14 protein-coding genes are annotated in these 17669 nt (G+C 49.0%); 8 read left to right on the top strand and 6 right to left on the bottom strand.

The features are described from left to right. Window positions 1-68 precede the first annotated feature (68 nt). A complete protein-coding gene (locus AC5JLB_RS08955; RefSeq protein WP_495873482.1) occupies window positions 69-620 on the bottom strand; it encodes a helix-turn-helix transcriptional regulator in 552 nt (183 codons plus the stop codon). 447 nt (window positions 621-1067) lie between these two features. On the opposite strand from AC5JLB_RS08955, the gene AC5JLB_RS08960 reads away from it, so the two are divergent. Further along, window positions 1068-4631 (top strand): WD40 domain-containing protein, encoded by a 3564-nt coding sequence (locus AC5JLB_RS08960; RefSeq protein WP_495873483.1) that lies wholly within the window; start codon window positions 1068-1070, stop codon window positions 4629-4631. Window positions 4632-4721: 90 nt separating this feature from the next. Further along, window positions 4722-5180 carry a GatB/YqeY domain-containing protein gene (locus tag AC5JLB_RS08965; protein ID WP_495873484.1) on the top strand — a complete coding sequence of 153 codons (459 nt, stop codon included), beginning with the start codon at window positions 4722-4724 and terminating at the stop codon, window positions 5178-5180. A 147-nt stretch (window positions 5181-5327) separates the two neighbouring features. On the opposite strand, the gene AC5JLB_RS08970 is transcribed toward AC5JLB_RS08965, so the two are convergent. After that, on the bottom strand, window positions 5328-6527 hold the full coding sequence (locus AC5JLB_RS08970) for a class I SAM-dependent methyltransferase (RefSeq protein WP_495873485.1): 1200 nt from the start codon (window positions 6525-6527) through the stop codon (window positions 5328-5330). Window positions 6528-6712: 185 nt separating this feature from the next. Here AC5JLB_RS08970 and AC5JLB_RS08975 point away from each other — a divergent pair, with 185 nt between their 5' ends. Both AC5JLB_RS08975 and AC5JLB_RS08980 read left to right on the top strand, forming a co-directional pair. Further along, the gene (locus AC5JLB_RS08975) at window positions 6713-7036 is read left to right on the top strand and encodes a phasin family protein (protein ID WP_495873486.1); all 324 of its coding nucleotides are present in this window, start codon (window positions 6713-6715) and stop codon (window positions 7034-7036) included. Between the two features lie 63 nt (window positions 7037-7099). Continuing rightward, window positions 7100-7624 (top strand): FKBP-type peptidyl-prolyl cis-trans isomerase, encoded by a 525-nt coding sequence (locus tag AC5JLB_RS08980; protein ID WP_495873487.1) that lies wholly within the window; start codon window positions 7100-7102, stop codon window positions 7622-7624. A gap of 115 nt (window positions 7625-7739) precedes the next feature. On the opposite strand, the gene AC5JLB_RS08985 is transcribed toward AC5JLB_RS08980, so the two are convergent. After that, the gene (locus tag AC5JLB_RS08985) at window positions 7740-8933 is read right to left on the bottom strand and encodes a glycosyltransferase (protein ID WP_495873488.1); all 1194 of its coding nucleotides are present in this window, start codon (window positions 8931-8933) and stop codon (window positions 7740-7742) included. Between the two features lie 818 nt (window positions 8934-9751). On the opposite strand from AC5JLB_RS08985, the gene AC5JLB_RS08990 reads away from it, so the two are divergent. Further along, a complete protein-coding gene (locus AC5JLB_RS08990) occupies window positions 9752-10744 on the top strand; it encodes a sigma-70 family RNA polymerase sigma factor (protein ID WP_495873489.1) in 993 nt (330 codons plus the stop codon). 459 nt (window positions 10745-11203) lie between these two features. After that, a complete protein-coding gene (locus AC5JLB_RS08995; RefSeq protein ID WP_495873490.1) occupies window positions 11204-11611 on the top strand; it encodes a response regulator in 408 nt (135 codons plus the stop codon). Window positions 11612-11662: 51 nt separating this feature from the next. On the opposite strand, the gene AC5JLB_RS09000 is transcribed toward AC5JLB_RS08995, so the two are convergent. Together AC5JLB_RS09000 and AC5JLB_RS09005 are read right to left on the bottom strand one after the other, a co-directional pair. Further along, a complete protein-coding gene (locus AC5JLB_RS09000) occupies window positions 11663-12088 on the bottom strand; it encodes a hypothetical protein (protein ID WP_495873491.1) in 426 nt (141 codons plus the stop codon). Between the two features lie 120 nt (window positions 12089-12208). Beyond that, complete coding sequence (locus AC5JLB_RS09005) at window positions 12209-14068, bottom strand: tetratricopeptide repeat protein (RefSeq protein ID WP_495873492.1); 1860 nt, start codon at window positions 14066-14068, stop codon at window positions 12209-12211. 445 nt (window positions 14069-14513) lie between these two features. Between AC5JLB_RS09005 and AC5JLB_RS09010 the strand changes: the two genes are divergently transcribed. Next, complete coding sequence (locus tag AC5JLB_RS09010; protein ID WP_495873493.1) at window positions 14514-15053, top strand: hypothetical protein; 540 nt, start codon at window positions 14514-14516, stop codon at window positions 15051-15053. 44 nt (window positions 15054-15097) lie between these two features. Here the strand turns inward: AC5JLB_RS09010 and shc are convergent, their stop codons facing one another. Continuing rightward, window positions 15098-17122, bottom strand: a complete 2025-nt coding sequence (gene shc, locus AC5JLB_RS09015; RefSeq protein ID WP_495873494.1) for a squalene--hopene cyclase — start codon at window positions 17120-17122, stop codon at window positions 15098-15100. Window positions 17123-17448: 326 nt separating this feature from the next. Here shc and AC5JLB_RS09020 point away from each other — a divergent pair, with 326 nt between their 5' ends. Then, window positions 17449-17583: a hypothetical protein gene (locus AC5JLB_RS09020; protein ID WP_495873495.1), complete on the top strand. Its 135-nt coding sequence runs from the start codon at window positions 17449-17451 to the stop codon at window positions 17581-17583. The last annotated feature ends 86 nt before the right edge of the window (window positions 17584-17669 follow it).

Genomic DNA, 17669 nt, shown 5'->3' on the forward strand with positions numbered 1-17669 from the left:
ATCGCCTTTTAGCTTATTCAGCCCAACTTCACATAATTATCAACACAACCTAGTATTTATCTTTTCTCTCAGCACCATCCCTCCTGATTAGCCTGGCGCTTCGTCTGAATGTTGCCTAAGTGTTTCTTTACCGTGTCGATTGTAATGAACAGTCGCGCCGCAATTTCCTTGCGAGACAAATTACAACGGCGCAGAAACCACACCTCCGCCTCACGAGGCGTCAAGCCAAACAGCCTTGTCTCAGAAAACACAAGGCTTTGAAGAGACTGTTGCTGATCTTCGAGTCGAACTAGTAGACAGGGTTGCTCGAACTCGTCGAGCGTGAGCCACTGAGCGCGAGTTCGATAGGTTTGACCCTCTGGAGTCGTCAGTTCTGATTCGATCACCAACGGGCGATCGCCATAGAGATCCCGGCTTTCAATTAGCGCTTTGCAAGAACGCCAGACCTCCGCAGGAAGATGATTAGCCTCAGCATTGAGCTTCTGACAGATTTCTGTGGCGCACGAGTTTGCGTACATCAGATCACCATCAACGTTAATCATCAAAATGCCATCAACTAAACCTTCTAGTACAGATAATAAAAACCGATTCGCGATTTGTGAGAAGTTCAGGTTCATCATTGTTTTGGGGCGAATGAACGGCGGTTATTGACTTATTACGGTTGAGCAAACCGTATTATGCAGGGGGAGGGGAATGGAAAGTGAAGGATGTAGACTGAGAAGTCCTGAATCCATAATCTATTGCCTTCCTCGACCGTCTGTATTCAAGACAATAAAACAAACAGGTCTAGTAGGTCTGTGGGAAAAAGTTAGGACTTGCAGCAACACAAACGTTATAAAACGTTAGTTGTGAATCCTTAGGGTTTGTTCCACAATGAAAAAAGCTCCGTAATTTCCCTGAGGCAGGTTGACATCCACACCATTTGAAGCGACCAGCGCAGAATTTTGCCAGAACCGCGAACCCGCTGGTTCAGATGAATGCTCTGGAATCTAAACCGCTCCTTGTAATCAATCTGGATGTAGGTCAATCTGGGTGTAGGTCAATCTGGGTGTAGGGTGCAATCAACTATGAATATCGATGAAGCACTAAAGGTGCTAGACAGCATTTTGGAACGAGAGCGATTGACCGATCTACAAGAAACGGTCTTTCGTCTTGCGTGTGAAGGGCAAACCTACGAACAAATGGCAATCACCAAAGGCTACGATCCGGACTATGTGAAGCTAGTCGGATCTCAACTTTGGCAGACACTCTCAGAACACGTTGGGCAGCGAGTGACCAAGAGTAACTTTCGAGTTGTCCTCAGGCAGTGGGGGTCGGGTCGAGTCCGAGATGAAGATAACGACCTTCTAACCGTTGTTTCGCCGCCTCCGCCTAACGGCGTTACACCCCATTCTCCCCATCCCGCCTCTCACTATGACTGGGGTGAAGTGATCGATGTTTCCAGCTTTTGCGGGCGCTCCCATGAGCTTGCAGAATTGCAACGCTGGATCGCCCAAGATGGCTGCCGCTTAGTGACCATCCTAGGCATGGGCGGCATGGGTAAAACGGTGCTTTCTGTAAAATTGGCAACAGCGCTACAAGACCAGTTTGAGCAGGTGATCTGGCGATCGCTGCGAGACGCCCCTCCGATCGAGAACATTCTGGCTGACGTGATTCAATTTCTCTCAAGACAGCAGGAAACTGAACTCCCCGAAACCGTGGACGGTAAGATTGGGCGGTTAATGCACTACCTGCGATCGTCGCGCTGCCTCCTGATTCTAGATAACGCCGAATCTATTCTAGGGAGCGGTGAGCAGACCGGACAGTACCCGATCGGGTATGAAGCTTACGGAGCGCTGTTCCGACGAATCAGTGAAACGGTGCATCAAAGCTGTTTAGTGATTACCAGTCGAGAAAAGCCGCGAGAAGTTGCCGCGCTTGAAGGAGACACCATTCGTTCTTTCCGGCTGACAGGACTCGCCGCGTCTGACGTTCACCAATTACTGAAGCCCAGATCTCTCACAGCCACTGAGCAAACGTTTGAAGATTTAACCGATCTGTATGCTGGGAATCCGTTAGCGCTGAAGATCGCGGCTGCCACGATTCAAGAATTGTTTGATGGGAATGTGGCTGAGTTTTTGAACCAAGAAACCGCTGTGTTTGGCGATATTTCTCAGCTGCTAGACGAACAGTTCGATCGGCTCTCTGATTTAGAGAAGCAGATGATGTACTGGATTGCGATCAACCGGAATGGCGTGTCGATCGCGGAACTGGCAGACGACATTGTTCCTCCGGTACCAAAACGTCAATTACTAGAAGCGCTCGCATCTTTAGCCCGTAGGCCGTTAGTTGAAAAACGCGGAGCCAATTTCACGCAACAGCCCGTGGTCATGGAGTATGTGATCGATCAACTGATCAGCCGGATTTATGAGGAAATTCTGACGGGTGAATTCAATCTGTTCATGACTCACGCGCTGATGAAAGCGAGTGCAGAAGACTACATCCGAGAAAGTCAGAGCCGGATGATTGTGCAGCCTCTGCTGGATCGGCTCACGGCTCCATCTCATTGTCATGGTGATTTTGAAGACAAGCTGCGGCAAGTGCTGCGATCGCTGCGGCAAGAATTTGGCTGCGCTCCTGGCTATGGAGCCGGAAACGTTCTCAATCTCTTGTGTTGTGCCAAGGTTGATCTGACTAGATACGACTTTTCCGAGTTAGCCGTTTGGCAAGCGTATCTTCAAGGTGCAACGCTGCATCACGTCAATTTCACCAACGCCAGCTTAAACAAATCGCTATTCTCAGATACCTTGGGCAACGTCTGGTCGGTCGCCTACAGCCCCGATGGAACCCTACTGGCCGCTAGCGATACGGCGGGAGAGGTGCATCTCTGGAGCGTTGCCGACGGACAAAAGCGGGTCACGCTGCAAGGACATCGGCATTGGGTGTGTGACATTTCGTTTAGTGCTGATGGCAAAACCTTGGCGAGTGCCAGTGCCGATACGCTCGTCAAACTGTGGGATGTGGCAACAGGAGCTTGCCTACACACCTTGCAGGGGCATCTCGAATGGGTGATTGCGGTGGCGTTTAGTCCGGCTCAATCCCCGGTTCAATCTGTTGTGGCCAGCAGTAGCGCCGATCGCACGATTCGCCTCTGGGATGCTCGCACGGGAAAATGCGTTCAGATTTTGAGCGGACATCAACACTGGATCTGCGCGATCGCGTTTAGTCCTGATGGTCAGACTCTAGTGAGCGGCAGCGACGATCGCACGATCAAACGTTGGGACATCTCGACCGGAGAATGCATCCAAACGTTAGAAGGGCACAGTAGCGCAGTCCGGGGCGTTGCCTTTCATCCATCTGGTGACATCTTGGCAAGTGCGAGCGAAGACGAAACGGTAAAACTGTGGAACCTCGCCACGGAAACAGTGACAACCTTGTCAGGACATATCGGCGAAGTGCGGGACGTGGCCTTTAGTCCCGACGGGCAACTGCTCGCCAGCGCCAGTTATGACGAAACCGTGAAATTGTGGGATTGGCGAACTGAGCGGTGCGTCAAGACGCTGCACCAGCATCGTGCCCCCGTGCGATCGGTAGCGTTTAGTCCATGTGGAGTGTGGATGGCAAGTGGCAGTGCCGACCAGTCAGTTCGGGTGTGGAGCCGTTCTGGAGACTGCCGCAAAACCTTGCAAGGCTACACCAATTTCGTTTTGTCGGTGGCATTTAGTCCACAGCATAGCCTGCTTGCTAGCACGAGTACCGATCACACGGTGAACCTGTGGGATACCGTCTCTGGTCAATGTCTCAACACAGTGCAAGCCCACACCAACTGGGTCTGGTCAGTTGTCTTTAGTCCCGATGGGCAGCGCATCGCCAGCAGCAGTCTAGATCACACCGTTCATCTCTGGACATTAGAAGGCGAACCGACCAAAGTGTTGCGTGGACATACCAACTGGGTGCTGTCAGTGGCGTTTAGTCCCGATGGGCAAATCTTGGCCAGCGGCAGTTTTGATCAAACCATTCGGCTCTGGACGTTGAGCGGTGAATGCTGTCGAATTATCACAGCCCAAAGCCGAATTTGGTCGATCGCCTACAGCCCCGATGGAGCGCTATTAGCGAGTGGAGACGAAGATTGCACGATTCAACTGTGGAATCCAGACACCGGACAATGTTTGCAGACGCTAAAAGATCACGATCGCAGAGTGACCTCTATTGACTTCAGTCCCGATGGACAGGCCCTAGTCAGTGCCAGCGAGGATCACACCCTGAAACTGTGGGATGTGAAAACAGGACAGTGTTTAAAGACATTTCAAGATTGCGATCGCTTGTCGTCTGTGGCGTTTTGCGTTGATGGACGTACCTTTGTCAGTAGCGGCATCGAACACACGGTCAAACTCTGGGATGTGAGCACGGGAGCGGTGCAGGTGTTAGACGGACACCGCGATCGCGTTTGGTCAGTAGCGTGCAGCTCTGACGGCGGCCTTGTGGCAAGCGGCAGCGAAGACGAAACAATCCGATTGTGGGATCGGCAGACTGGGGAGTGTCTGCAAGTGCTGCACAAGCCTCGACCTTATGATGGAATGATCATCTCAGGCGTCGATGGCATTACAGAAGCACAGAAAGTAACGTTAAAGGTGTTGGGTGCAGTCGATTAGCAACATTTGATCAGCCAATGGTTCTGATGATCAGCTAATGTTCTGGCGCGGTATCCTATAACATTCCAGCCGTTTTTAAGGAGTGACCCTATGAGCCTAAAAGACACCATTACAGAAGGCATCAAAGCGGCGATGAAGGCTCAAGACAAAACCCGTCTAGAAACGCTTCGCAGCATTAAGAAGGTTTTGTTAGAGAAAGAAGTGAGCGTCCGTCCTTCTGGTCAAACGGAGTTGAATGAGACTCAAGAACTGGAAGTGCTCTCTCAAGTCGCAAAACAGCGGCGCGACTCGATTGAGCAATACACCTCTGCGAAACGAGACGATTTAGCACAGCAAGAAGCCCAAGAGTTAGCGATCGTAGAAGAATTTCTGCCACAACAGCTCTCAGACGACGAAGTTGCTCAAGTGATCGACCAGATCATCGACCAAATGGGAGCCTCGTCTGCTAAAGACATGGGCAAAGTGATTGGTTCTGCAATGCAGCAGCTAAAAGGTAAAGCAGACGGAAAGAAAGTGCAGGCATTCGTAAAGGCAAAATTGGCAGGCTAACTGACGAGCAATCTTGTCAGAACGATTTCATGCTTAACTTCGTTAGCATCAGTTGTAACAGATGTAGCAGATGAACAGTTCATAAAAATTCGCTCCTTGCAGAACGCGGCCAAGGGCGTCTGCTACATCTGCTCATCATCACCAATTCTAGGCTTGTGGACTCAACAGAATCAGTTGTTGCGCTTGCAGATCACGCACTTCTTCTAACGGAAGCGGAGCCTCCTTTAAAAGCTCTTGCACCGTCCGGTGCTGATCCTGATTTGCATCGCACGCCCGGATAAACTGAAACTCCTCTTCTGACAACTTGACGAATTGATAATCGTAGTTAAACAAGGAGCGACTTTCCCAGCCATCCATACAGGGGCTGCGTTCAGGGATTGCGTTCAAAAGCGCTTGATCAGAGGACCAGTCCAAGAGAGGCAGTCCGCCACGAGCAAGGAAGAATTCGTAATGCGTTACCGATTCGGGGTCAAGCAGTTCGATCAGGCGATAGAGCTGACGATCACTGAGTTCTTTGGCTCGCTCCATCAGTTCGGGATTCTTACCGAGCAAGCGTTCTGGCTGCCACAAGCGCGGGTTGGAGAAGCCGAGAAACTTTAAACCTGATGCATCGATCAGCTCAAATAGCGTGTCGATGGTGTAATCAATCTCCTGCGGATGAACGTACATATCGGCAAAGCACTCATCGCGCTGATTCTCCATTGCCCAGCGCTCTCGCTCTCGCCGGACGAGCCGATTGTTTTCTGGCAGCGTGGCGAAAATTTGACGACCAACCGAAACGCCATCCCGGTAGTCGCCCTTGCGATCGCCTTGCAGCAGCGCGATCGCTTTTTGCATTAACTGAATTTCCTGGCGTCCCAATTCTGCATAGACAAAAATGTGCAAAATTCCACCAGGCGCAAGTTTCGTTGCTAGTGACTGAATGCCGCGAATCGGATCGGGTAAGTGATGCAATACACCGACACAGTTAATCAGGTCAAACTTACCCGGAAGCTGATCTGCATCGCAGAGACTCAGATTGTGAAACTCAACGCGATCTGCCCCCGATCTCTGACACCGTTCTCTCGCGACTGCCAAGGTTCCAGGACTGAGATCGATGCCAACGACCGTTGCAGAAGGATTGAGGTGAACCAAATACTCGGTTCCAACCCCTGTTCCACATCCTGCATCAAGAATCCGAATATTTTGTCGCTGTGGCTTTTGACCGGTGCAGAAGTTGTAGGCAGCCGTCCAGTTCCAGCGCCAATTGTAGCCCGGAGGTGGTTCATCTAACAGTGGCTCGGGCGGAAATGGATAGGTATTGTAGAGTTCTGCGACAGCAGCGCTAATGCTTTGAGAATCTGACATGACACACAGGGTTGACAGCGGGAGTAGATCTAGTGTCGCACTGGTTGGGTAGTTCTGTCTGCTAACGGGGAGCGCGAGGAAAACACAATATGGTTACGGACGGTTTCTACGCATTTCAGAAAACCATTAGGATTTGTCAAAATAGGTGCAGTAGGCTGAATATATTGGGCTGCAAATCGAACACTATGGAAAACAATAATTGGCTAACTCAGCTAGTCATGCTGGGAATTGGGACAACGTCTCTAATGGCAGAAAAGCTGAAGGAAGTGAGCGATCAGTGGGTGAGGGACGGCAAGCTGAATCCCGATCAGGCAAAGGGCTTTGTCGATGATTTGATGAAGCAAATGAAGACTGAGCAGGGCGGCTTTGAGGTGCAAATGCAGCGTCAACTGCGGAATGTCCTGCTGGATTTGGGCGTTCCCCGTCAAGCGGAAATGGATGAGTTGCGCGGACGGCTCGATCGCTTGGAGCGTCAGATGCGAGATTTAGAGAATAAGCTTTGGAAGTAGGAATCAGGGCTGAAGGTTGGGGTTCGGTGGCACAATGGGAAAGCACATTTCAGGAGATCTATTGTGAGAGAAATTCTGATCAGCTTGGGCCTGATGATAGCGTGTTGTACGGTGATTGTTGTGGCACAGCTCACTAATCGTAGTGAAGCCATTGCATCTCCCCTCCCCACAACCGAACCTGCAACCATCGTTGCTCAAGCCGCCGATTTGAAGCCAGTAAGTGCCCCTACCAACAGTACTGAGGAGAAAAAAGCTGTGACAACCGATTCTGGACTGCAATACACCGATCTAGTAGAAGGAACAGGCGATTCGCCGAAATCGGGTCAGAAGGTGACGGTTCACTACACGGGAACCTTGGAAGATGGAACGAAGTTTGACAGTTCCCGCGATCGCGGTCAGCCGTTTGATTTTAAGATCGGCGTGGGTCAGGTCATCAAGGGCTGGGACGAAGGCGTTAGCACAATGAAGGTAGGCGGTCGTCGTCAACTCATTATTCCGCCGGAACTAGGATATGGCAGCCGGGGAATTGGTCCGATTCCGCCGAATGCAACCCTAATTTTTGATGTGGAATTGCTGAAAGTCAGTTAACGGGTCGATTCGATGTGACGATGGGACGCGTCATGTAACGACGAAACGCAATATACAACGAGGTAGAGGCGCGATTAATCGCGCCTCTACCTGTTTTCGGGTAAACGCGCCAATCCTAATAACCACCCGGCGTTTCATACACGCGCCCCTTCCACGCGCCCCCGTTACCCTGCCAGTGTTTCACCGCAGAATCGATCGTCATCAACGTATAGAGAACTGCGATCGCAGGCAAACAAAACCCAAACCCGATCGGACAACCATAAAATCGAATGATTGGAAGATAACTTACCGTCATTAGCGCGTAAGTCAACATCCCAACCAACACTAAAGTTATATTGCCAACGATCGCACCGACAATAATACTAATAATTGGAACAAGATAAACGAGCGTCATTCCCGATACCGCTCCGAGCAATAGCCAAGGCGAATAATTTAACTGCGTATAGGCAGTCCGAACCACCATGTTCCAAATCGTATTCAAAGAATCGTAAGGACGTAAACTTTTAGTGGCGGACGTCAAGCCAAGCCAAATTCTACGAGAGCCACTAAATTTAATTTCATGAGCCAGTGCACAATCATCAATCAATGCTTGGCGAATCGCTTCGACTCCGCCAATCCGAACTAACGCTTCGCGGCGAATCAGGCTACAACCACCCGCTGCTGCCGCGATCGCAGAGTTGGGGTCGTTCGACCAACGAAACGGATATAACTTTGCAAAAAAGAAGACAAACGCCGGAATTAATAATTTTTCCCAAAAGCTTTCGCACCGCAAGCGCACCATTAACGAAACCAACTCGCGATCGTCATTCACGGCTTTAGCAACCAGCTTGCTCACGTTGGTCGGATCGTGTTCTATATCGGCATCGGTTAGGAGTATGTAATCAGGCTTTAACGTCATCGCTTGCTCAATACCTTGTTCGAGTGCCCAAAGTTTGCCTGTCCAGCCGCTCGGCAAGGGGCTAGCCGCAATTATGTGGAGCTGATCCGATCTACCAAGCGCTTTCGCGGTTGCTCTAGCCGCTTCAGCCGTGCCATCTGTGCTGTGATCGTCTACCAGAAAAACGTTGAGAGAACCAGAATAGCGTTGTGTCAGCAGCGATCGCACCGTCACCGAAATTAGATCTGCTTCATCTCGTGCAGGAATCACCACACAAACAGAGGACGTAGAATCAGCGGTTTCTGCTTTAGGATTGCGCCTATTCATCGAGTCCTCTTGAAGCTGCTGGTCTGTACGCCAAAATTGACCCCGCAACCCCAGCAAATAGATCCAAATCAGTAGAGACAGAGCAGCTAAACCCAGTTCATACATAGCGAAACACAACAACGAAACACAATTTTTAGAGAATGCCTGGACACTCTAGTTTGAGGCATTCTCAATTACCATGACACAGCTTGTCACATTCTGCGGGGAACAAGCTATGGGGTTAGGGGGTCTTTCGCCTAACTCCTTCTCATTTCTGCTGTAAGTCAGGTTTGGGTAAAACTGCACATGGCTAACAGAGAAAAATATTTTCAGAGAATATTGAAGAAGGGTTTGGTTTCCCCTTCGCTACAAGCTTGCACCGTTTTGAAAAGAGCATCTCTTCGTCATCTCCTGATCTTATGTTTGTCCTACTGCACATTGATTGTTGTATTTGCTTAGCCTATAAATCTTTATTTTTTCTAAAGCTTCTTCAATGGGTTTCGTGTCGTGGGTGACTTTTTATTGAACTTAACATTTGAAAATTCCTGTAAAGACTCTCTATTCTCAATTTATTTTGCGAAAACATGTTTTTGCGCTCGATCTTATCTACTGATTTGATTGCCAACTCCGGGAGGCTGTTATCAGTAATTCCACTCACACTGTAGCCGCGTCCTACCTGGCTGTTCCCATTTCGGCTATTTCGCTTGCTCAGCGGAAACAACTAATTTGATTAATTGCCCCATCGTTATTTGTTCCGTAGAGGTACTGATTTTTAATTTGAAAGCATCATGATATTAATTTAGGCAACCAAACCGGAAAGGTTCAATCAAACAACAATATAAAGATTGATCTTCTCCGGGAAAACTGTAAACAACTTGGATAAAGTGGGCTACAGTTGGAATCGAATTTTTAAGGCGTTAATTCCCCCTTTGGCGTGACCTCAAATGACAACTCAATCCCCTGCTAAATCTCTTCTAGTTGATCCTTTTGCTGCGGATACCGATGTTGACCCGTCTGAACTAGAAGCGCTTGTTGACGATGAAGATCTTTCCCCCGAAGGTTTAGCAAAAGCGTTGCGCGGCAAAGCAAGCGAGTACATGGGGCTATCGGATGATTCCGTTGGAATGTTCTTACGGGAAATGGCTCGTTATCCGTTGTTGACCCAAGCTCAAGAGATCGAACTGGCACGAGAAATTGCCAAAGGTGGCATTCAGGGAGAACAAGCAAAACGAAGATTAGTGAGAGCAAACCTTCGGTTAGTTGTGTCGATCGCCAAGAAATATCTCAATCGCGGTGTGCCGTTTTTGGATTTGATTCAAGAAGGCGCAATGGGATTGATGAGAGCGGCTGAAAAGTTTGACTACGAACGGGGCTACAAGTTCTCAACCTATGCTTATTGGTGGATTCGTCAGGGCATTACCCGCGCGATCGCATCTCAATCGCGCACGGTGCGCCTACCAGTCCACATGGTAGAAAAACTAAATCAAGTGCGGAAGGTTCGTCAAGTGCTGTCACAGAAGCTTGGACGAAAGCCTAACAAGGCCGAATTAGCCGCCGCTTTGGATATGGATGAAGACAAGCTAGAGCAGGTTCTAGATGTCAGTCAGCGCACGTTGTCACTTCACGCTTGGGTCGGGCGGGACGAAGATACAGAACTGATGCAACTCATTGAAGACGCAGACAATGTTGCACCAAATGACAACTTAGACCACAAACTGTTGTGCGATCGCTTGGGTTCGGTTTTAGAGCATTTGAGCGATCGAGAACGCGAAATTATTAAACTAAGATTTGGCTTAACCGACGGTCAGCACTATACCTTGAGCGAAATTGGTCAAATTTATGACTTGTCGCGTGAGCGCGTGCGTCAGATTCAAGCAAAAGCAATGCGGAAGCTGCGGCATCCTCGCCGTCAAGCGTTGCTGAAAGACTGGATGTAATTTCTTGGAATTCGTAATTTTGAAGCGTTTTTGAGATTGCGAATCATAAGTAGAGAGCCAAAATTAATTGCATCCTCTTTAGGCAAAAATCTCCGATCCTTTATAGAGATCGGAGATGCCGATGCATAGTTTTTTGGATTGACGTACTTTGTTTCAGCCGTTCGCTTCTACCAGTCGCCTCTGAATACCTTACTCGCAAAATCGCAAGAGGTTTGATACTTTCGACCCCGCTTAGGAACCTTGACTGCTCCAAATGACTCAATTAAACTTGACTGGCTAAATAGTTTGTGTAAGAGCAAATTTAACTTAACTTTCTAAGTTAAATTACGTACTCTTACTGTTGTTAATAACTCTATACCTTACCAGCAAAATCAACGTAATCCCTTTGGTAGAGGACTTTAGCAGCATCAAGCTTTAAACTCTGTTACTAGATTCAGCAGTCTTGTTTACCTATGTCCCATGTTGTGTTGTGAGCAAAAAGTGTTGCGTGTTTTAGTTGTCGATGATCATGAGCTAACCCGCTTCAGCCTGAAGCTGGCTCTTCAAAGCCAAACTGATATTGAACTCGTAGGTTTGGCAAGTAATGGTCGAGAAGCCGTGGAAATGGCGACTCGTTACTCACCCGACGTGATTATTCTAGATCTGCAAATGCCAGTGTTGGATGGGCTTAGCGCTTCGACAGAGATCAAGACCCTCTATCCCAATACTCGAATTCTTGCCTATTCTTCTTTGGAAGACCCGCAGACGGAAGTGATGTTGCAGACGGCGAAAGTAGACGCTTTCTGTAAGAAAGATACAGCAATCAAAGAACTCATCGCGATGATAAATAAGCTTGGCAATCACGCTGATCAAAGCGAGGATCAATGAAGATTATTGGATTGCTAGAAAGCGCAAGGATCACATCGATCCTTGCGTTTTTTATTGGTTTTGCGGCGCAATAGAGAGCGTGTAGGGGTTCTGTCCTTGAGCGCGATCGCCAACAAAGACGGAGTAGCTTCCCTTTGTCCACCGTCCCGGAATCTCAATTTTGCCATTAGAAAGCTTGTCCGCTTGTAGACAAATGTTTTGTCCTTGAGATCCGGTGATGAGCAAGGTTGGCGTACCTGATCCTTGCAAGCTGAAGCGGAGATTGCTGTCAGCCGTGACTTCAATACTGTGGTTTGGGGTTTGGGAAATATAGCCCGCACAGCCGCTATCTTTCTTAGGCCCGCCAGACGTACCGCTTAAGGAAATCGATTGAGAATTGGGTGAAATCGAGACAGGTTGGCTCGTCGCCAAACCGGATAGGGCGAATACGGTCGCGATCGCGGTTGGAATAATAGACCATCTTAAAGAAGTTTTCATACCTGTCACCGGGGGTAGCGTAAAGACACTTTCAGTATGAACAGTTACTGAAGCGACCTATTGACGCGATGGTTATCTTGTTCAAGTGGCACGCACCAAAAGGGATAAGAGGTATAGAGATCAAGACGTTTGGTAACGGTCGAGAAGTTCGCTCAAATAGTCGTACCCATCGACTCCGATTTCTGCGATCAGCCGCGATCGCTGATCTTTGAGGCTGTTCTGAAACTGCTTGCCCAACTGCCCGCGTAAGATACTGAGTAAGCCTGCGGTTTGTCGCCATTCAGACGAGCCGAGTTGCTCTAGTTGATACATCGATACTGCGCCGCAGAGAATGGCGCTGTCGTAAGTTTTGAGTTGGTAAAAGGCTTCGGCAAAGGCGGCAAGACTGACGGCATAAAGATAGGCATCTCCCGATGCTGAGGCGAGTTGCCGACCGTTTTCTAAATGAGGAATTGCCTTTTCTGGATTGTCTAACGTCACATAGGCACTGCCTAAACTAATGGAGCAGAGTGCTTTACTTTGGACATCTCCCAATCGGTCAGACAGATCTAACCCTTGTTCTAGATAGGTGATGGCAACTTCATATCGATCGGCATCAGCCTCTAGTTGCTGAGCTTGAAACACTTCGCTATAGCCTAAATTAGCAAGTGCGTTGGCTTCTCCCATGCGATCGCCCGTTTGCCGACTCAGGACTAGCGCTCGTTGAGCGTAGCTGATCGCTTCAGCGTAGTTTTTCTCGTTGACGTAGATGCGGCTGAGGTGATTTAAGTTCGCAATCTCGCACTTGCGATCGCCCGCTTCTTGAGCGATATCTTTTGCAGTGGCGTGTAGTTCTCTAGCAGCATCCAAGGCTCCAACGACGCGCTGAGTCGAACCAAGTAAGGTCAAGATTCTAGCTTGTTCTTGAGTGCCTTCGGCGCGTTTGAGCGGTTCGCTGAGGTAATTCATCGCGTCGCGAAAGTAGTTACCTGTGAACGATGCAAAGAAGGTTCCGTAGAGCGGAAAGTAATCGCGTTGGGCGAATACTCGCAGTCCTTGAATGGTCATGCGAAACGAAGCTTCTGCCAGGCGATCGCGGTTGATCGAATTGAGCAAGGTAGATTGTTGAAAGCCACTTGCAAGCTGCGACCAAAGAATGCCAAAGGTCAGAAAGATCGAAACCGAAAGTTGGGTGCCAATTTTGGCACTGTACGCCTGATTTTCTGACCAGTTGACCAAACCCCGTTGCAGCGTTTGCAGCGCGATCGCGGCTTCAATCCAATCGGCTAACGTGACATTAGACTGATGGGCAGCCCACGCGATCGCAGATTCTTCTTGATCCAACGCTGCAAACAAGGATTTCAGTAAGGCTCCAATCTGCTGTTTCGACCACAGTTCCCACGGTTTGACGCCTGGGGCACTGCTGCCAAAGCCCAGTTGCTGACCACCATACATCCAACTGATCAGATGCGGCTGTAGCCCCGACCAAGACTTTAAGCCGCGACTGATGCCGTCCGAAATTTGAGCGAGTTCTTGCTGGGTATCTGGATCTGAAACCGGGTATTGACGCAGCGCGATCGCGAGTTGCTTCAGTTGATCCGCGTTGAGGCTTTCAGGACGATTGGGGTCGGTAACCTTGAGGACGGCAAGCAAGCGTTCTGACGGGTCAGTTTGGAGAATTTGATTGACGGATGCCGCGATCGCGCCGCGAGTCTGATTCTCGGTTTGCCAGCGTTCCCACTCGCCCTGAATTGTTTTGATCGCCCGCAAACTCCGGGTGGCTTTCGCTTGTTTTAGTTCGTCGCCTGATTTAGCATCCTGTTCCAGAGTGGTCGTGCGATCGCGCAGACTGGCTTCAAAGCTATCGCCGCTATCGGGTTCAATGTCCTGCACGAGCAGTTGATAGACCTGCTCTTTAGAGCGAATGTTACCTTTGAGGGTTTGTTGAATGATCTGGTTGATCAGGTCGTTATAGCGATCGCGCAGGGCTTGTTCAGGCATAGGTTTCGTCTTTTAGAATGAATGACCTTCTACTATTCTATAAAAGTCAAACAAAGTGCTGGGAATGAAGGCTAGTTTGCCAGCTTGACAGACGCTAATTCTGAGTGAAACGGCTTTGACAGGAGCCTTACAAGCATTTTAACCATAATTCAGTAGCCTTTCTTAAGGCTGTGTTATTTGCAACCCAGTAGTAAATTTAACGCTCTAAAATTCTGTTTCAAACTGGTTTTCTCAATCTTTTCGCACAAGCCCTATCAATCTATTGCTGTTTTTTAGATATTGTGAATTTACGATCTAAACATTACAAAGTTTGAGTATCATAAGTACTAAGTTTTAGATATTTTTGAGTGAATTGTAAAGCGCGGTTTGCTAAGCAAGTTTCCCTTCGGGTAGTCGCATTCAAAAGTCTAAACATGATGCTAATGGGTGAAAGAGGAGTTGAGCCATGAAACAGATTGAGTCGTCATACAAACCCGTTCTAATCAAAATACTTTTGGCGAATGCGGCCCTATTAGCCTCTGTGGGGCTAAGTGTTGGCATCGGTCAGAAATCTGCGTCTGCCCAAGCCGCTTACGGCAGCTATATCGGGGTAGGTCCGGCGTTTGGCATTACCGAAGGGAATCGAGATGAGGACGATCGAAAAGTTGCCGGGGTTATTGCGGGTCGCTACAAATTTCTGAAAGCCCCAATTTCAGCCCGTGCCCAAGCGTTTGTTGGCAATGGAGTCACGCTAGTGCCTACCGTTTCTTACGATTACCCACTCAACTGGCAAACCGATGTCTACTTGGGTGCGGGTGCCTCGATTCCAATTGGGGGCAACACAATTTTAGGTAGCAAAACAAGCTTTGCGCTTCAGCCTGGAATTGACTACACATTACCAAACAGCAATTTGGTTGTGTTTGGTAATGCCGTAATTTCGGTTGGGGGTTACAAAAATGGCGGAGCCGCAACTTCCTTGCAGGGTGGCGTAGGTCTACGGTTCTAAGTTGTGAGATCTCCAATCTAAAGAAATCGGAGATCTCTGCTCAACTAGCCGCGATCGCTCGTCTCTAAAGACTGTGAGTGGCGAGCCGCCACCGCAGATCGATAGCGTCCCAGTGCAGTTAACGGAAAGTGTTGATAGTAGAGGTGATATCTCAGGTAGAAGTGACCAGGAAACCCGGTTCCGGTGAAACACTCTTCATTCCAACTGCCGTCATCGCGCTGCGTCTTGATTAAGAATTCAATCCCGCGATCGATGGCATTCCAAGCATAATCCGCGACTGCGTCTCCAGCCGAGAGCAATCCGCTTACAGCCCAAGCCGTTTGAGATGCGGTACTTTCTCCTCTGCCTTTAAGAGACTTGTTGTTGTAACTAGCGCAGGTCTCACCCCAGCCGCCATCCGAATTTTGGCACTGAACTAACCAATTCATTCCTCGTTTGATGGTGTGCTGATGTGTCGTCGGAGCAACGAGCGCCAGAGCAGACAGAACACCGCTCGTGCCGTAGATGTAGTTGACGCCCCAACGCCCAAACCATGATCCATCGGGTTCTTGTTCACGCTCTAGGTAATCAAGGGCGCGCTGAATTCGTTGAGGATTCAATGCTGCTATGAGGGTTGGATCAATGAACGACGTTTCTAATCGTCCGAGCATTTCTAATACTCGCGCCGTCACATCGGCTGTGTTGGGATCGATCATGGCTTTGAGATCGCCATATGGCACTGCATTGATCCAATCTTGATCGTTATCGAGATCAAACGCTGCCCATCCGCCGGGCTTGCACTGCATAGTGCTGATCCAATCGACGGCACGTTTAATCACTTGTGCCTTCGATCGCTCATTTGGCATTGCGATCGCGCTCAGTGCCATCACTACTACTGCCGTGTCATCCACATCGGGATAAAACCGATTGTCAAACTCAAAGGCCCATCCGCCGGGTTTTCCATCAAGATTCTTGACGGCCCAATCCCCATAGTCGAGAATTTGCTGGTCTAAGAGCCACTGTCCAGCCTTGATTAGGTCAGGATGATCGTTAGCGGTGCCCGACTCGACCAGCGATCGCATCACTAGCGCCGTATCCCAAACCGGGGAGACACATGCCTGCATCCGATAGGTATCGTCCGTCTCGATCGCGAAGTGATCGATCGCCTTCAGTCCGCGTTCGACGATCGGATCAGATGGATCGTAACCAAGACAGCGCAATGCCAGCATCGAATTCAGCATCGCCGGAATAATGCCGCCCCAATCGCCTGTTGCTTCTTGCCGCTCTAAAATCCACTTTTCAGCCGCTTTTAGCCCTTCTTCACGAAACGGAACTAAGTTCCACTCTTCAGCGACCTTAAACGCCTTGTCTAAACCGAGAAACACATCCGACCAATCAGAATTGCTTGGCAGTTCGTACTTGGTTTGAGATACGCCTTCGACATAGAGTTCATCCAGGGTAATTGTTGGATTGGTAATGAAAATCGGCTTGCGATCGAACACAACTAACAACGGAACTGTACTGCCTCGCGCCCAACTCGACACTTCATAAATGCTGAAGGTATGCCCTGAGAAGAATGGCTCTGAGCCAAACGGATTGGGCAGTTCGACCTTCAGCGATGGCAGCAGCATAATCCACGGCGGAATCGACGGCAGCCCGCGCCAGTCATAGCAGCCAATCAGCGCGAGGTGAAACTTCGTGAAGATGCGAGTTTGGCTGACGCCACCCCGCGAGAGGATGAATGCTTTTGCCTTTAGTAATGCCGGATCGCTGGCAGGAATGCCTAACAATCGCATCGCCATATAGGTCTCTACCGTGACGTTGAGATCGCCTCCATCCCCGTAGTAAAGTTCCCAACCGCCATGATCACGCTGCTGCGATCGCAAGTATTTCTCAGCTTTGTGCAATGGACGAGTTTGATCTGTGCCCCAAATTTTGTGCAGCAGAATTGCCTCTGCGGTCATCGTCACGTTTGATTCGAGTTCTGCCCACCAATACCCTTCGGGTTTCTGAATTGATAATAAATAATTTTGACTAGCGCTAATGGCACGCTCTAGAGGAGAGACGACCGTCCGATTCTCCAGTTGCATATTGCACTCCGTTCACTCAACACCTGAATTTCAAAGTACAGTACTCATTAGAAGTACGTACTCTAAAGACTGTAGCGAATTTTTTACATCAATTGGCTCAATAGCGCTCAATTCTTGCTATCCCATAGACTTCCTACTCCGCAGAATAGAAAAATCGAAAATAAATTCGATGACCCCCTTCTCCAAAGCAAATTTCGATCTTATCCTTACAGATTTCGGTTTGACGGCTGGTGTCAGCGACTGCACATTTAGCAAAATTGTGCCAGTTAGATCAGTGGGTCAGTTCTCATTTATGAATTTGCTTTGAGACGGGACAGGGTGAACTTGTGATTTATCACCCTGATGGTCAGCGATTTCTCACTTCGATCGAGATGGATCAGCAGATTAAACAAGAGCGGCAACGAGTGGAGCGATTGGAAGAGTACCTACGATCGCAGGGCGTCGAGCCACATCGCCTTTAAATTAAATAATGTTGTAATAAATGTCGTAATAGGGGTAAGTTTACCTGTTGCGATCGCTACAAAAGAAAAGCATGAATAGCAGATTA

The sequence above is a fragment of the Myxacorys chilensis genome (assembly GCF_059505265.1).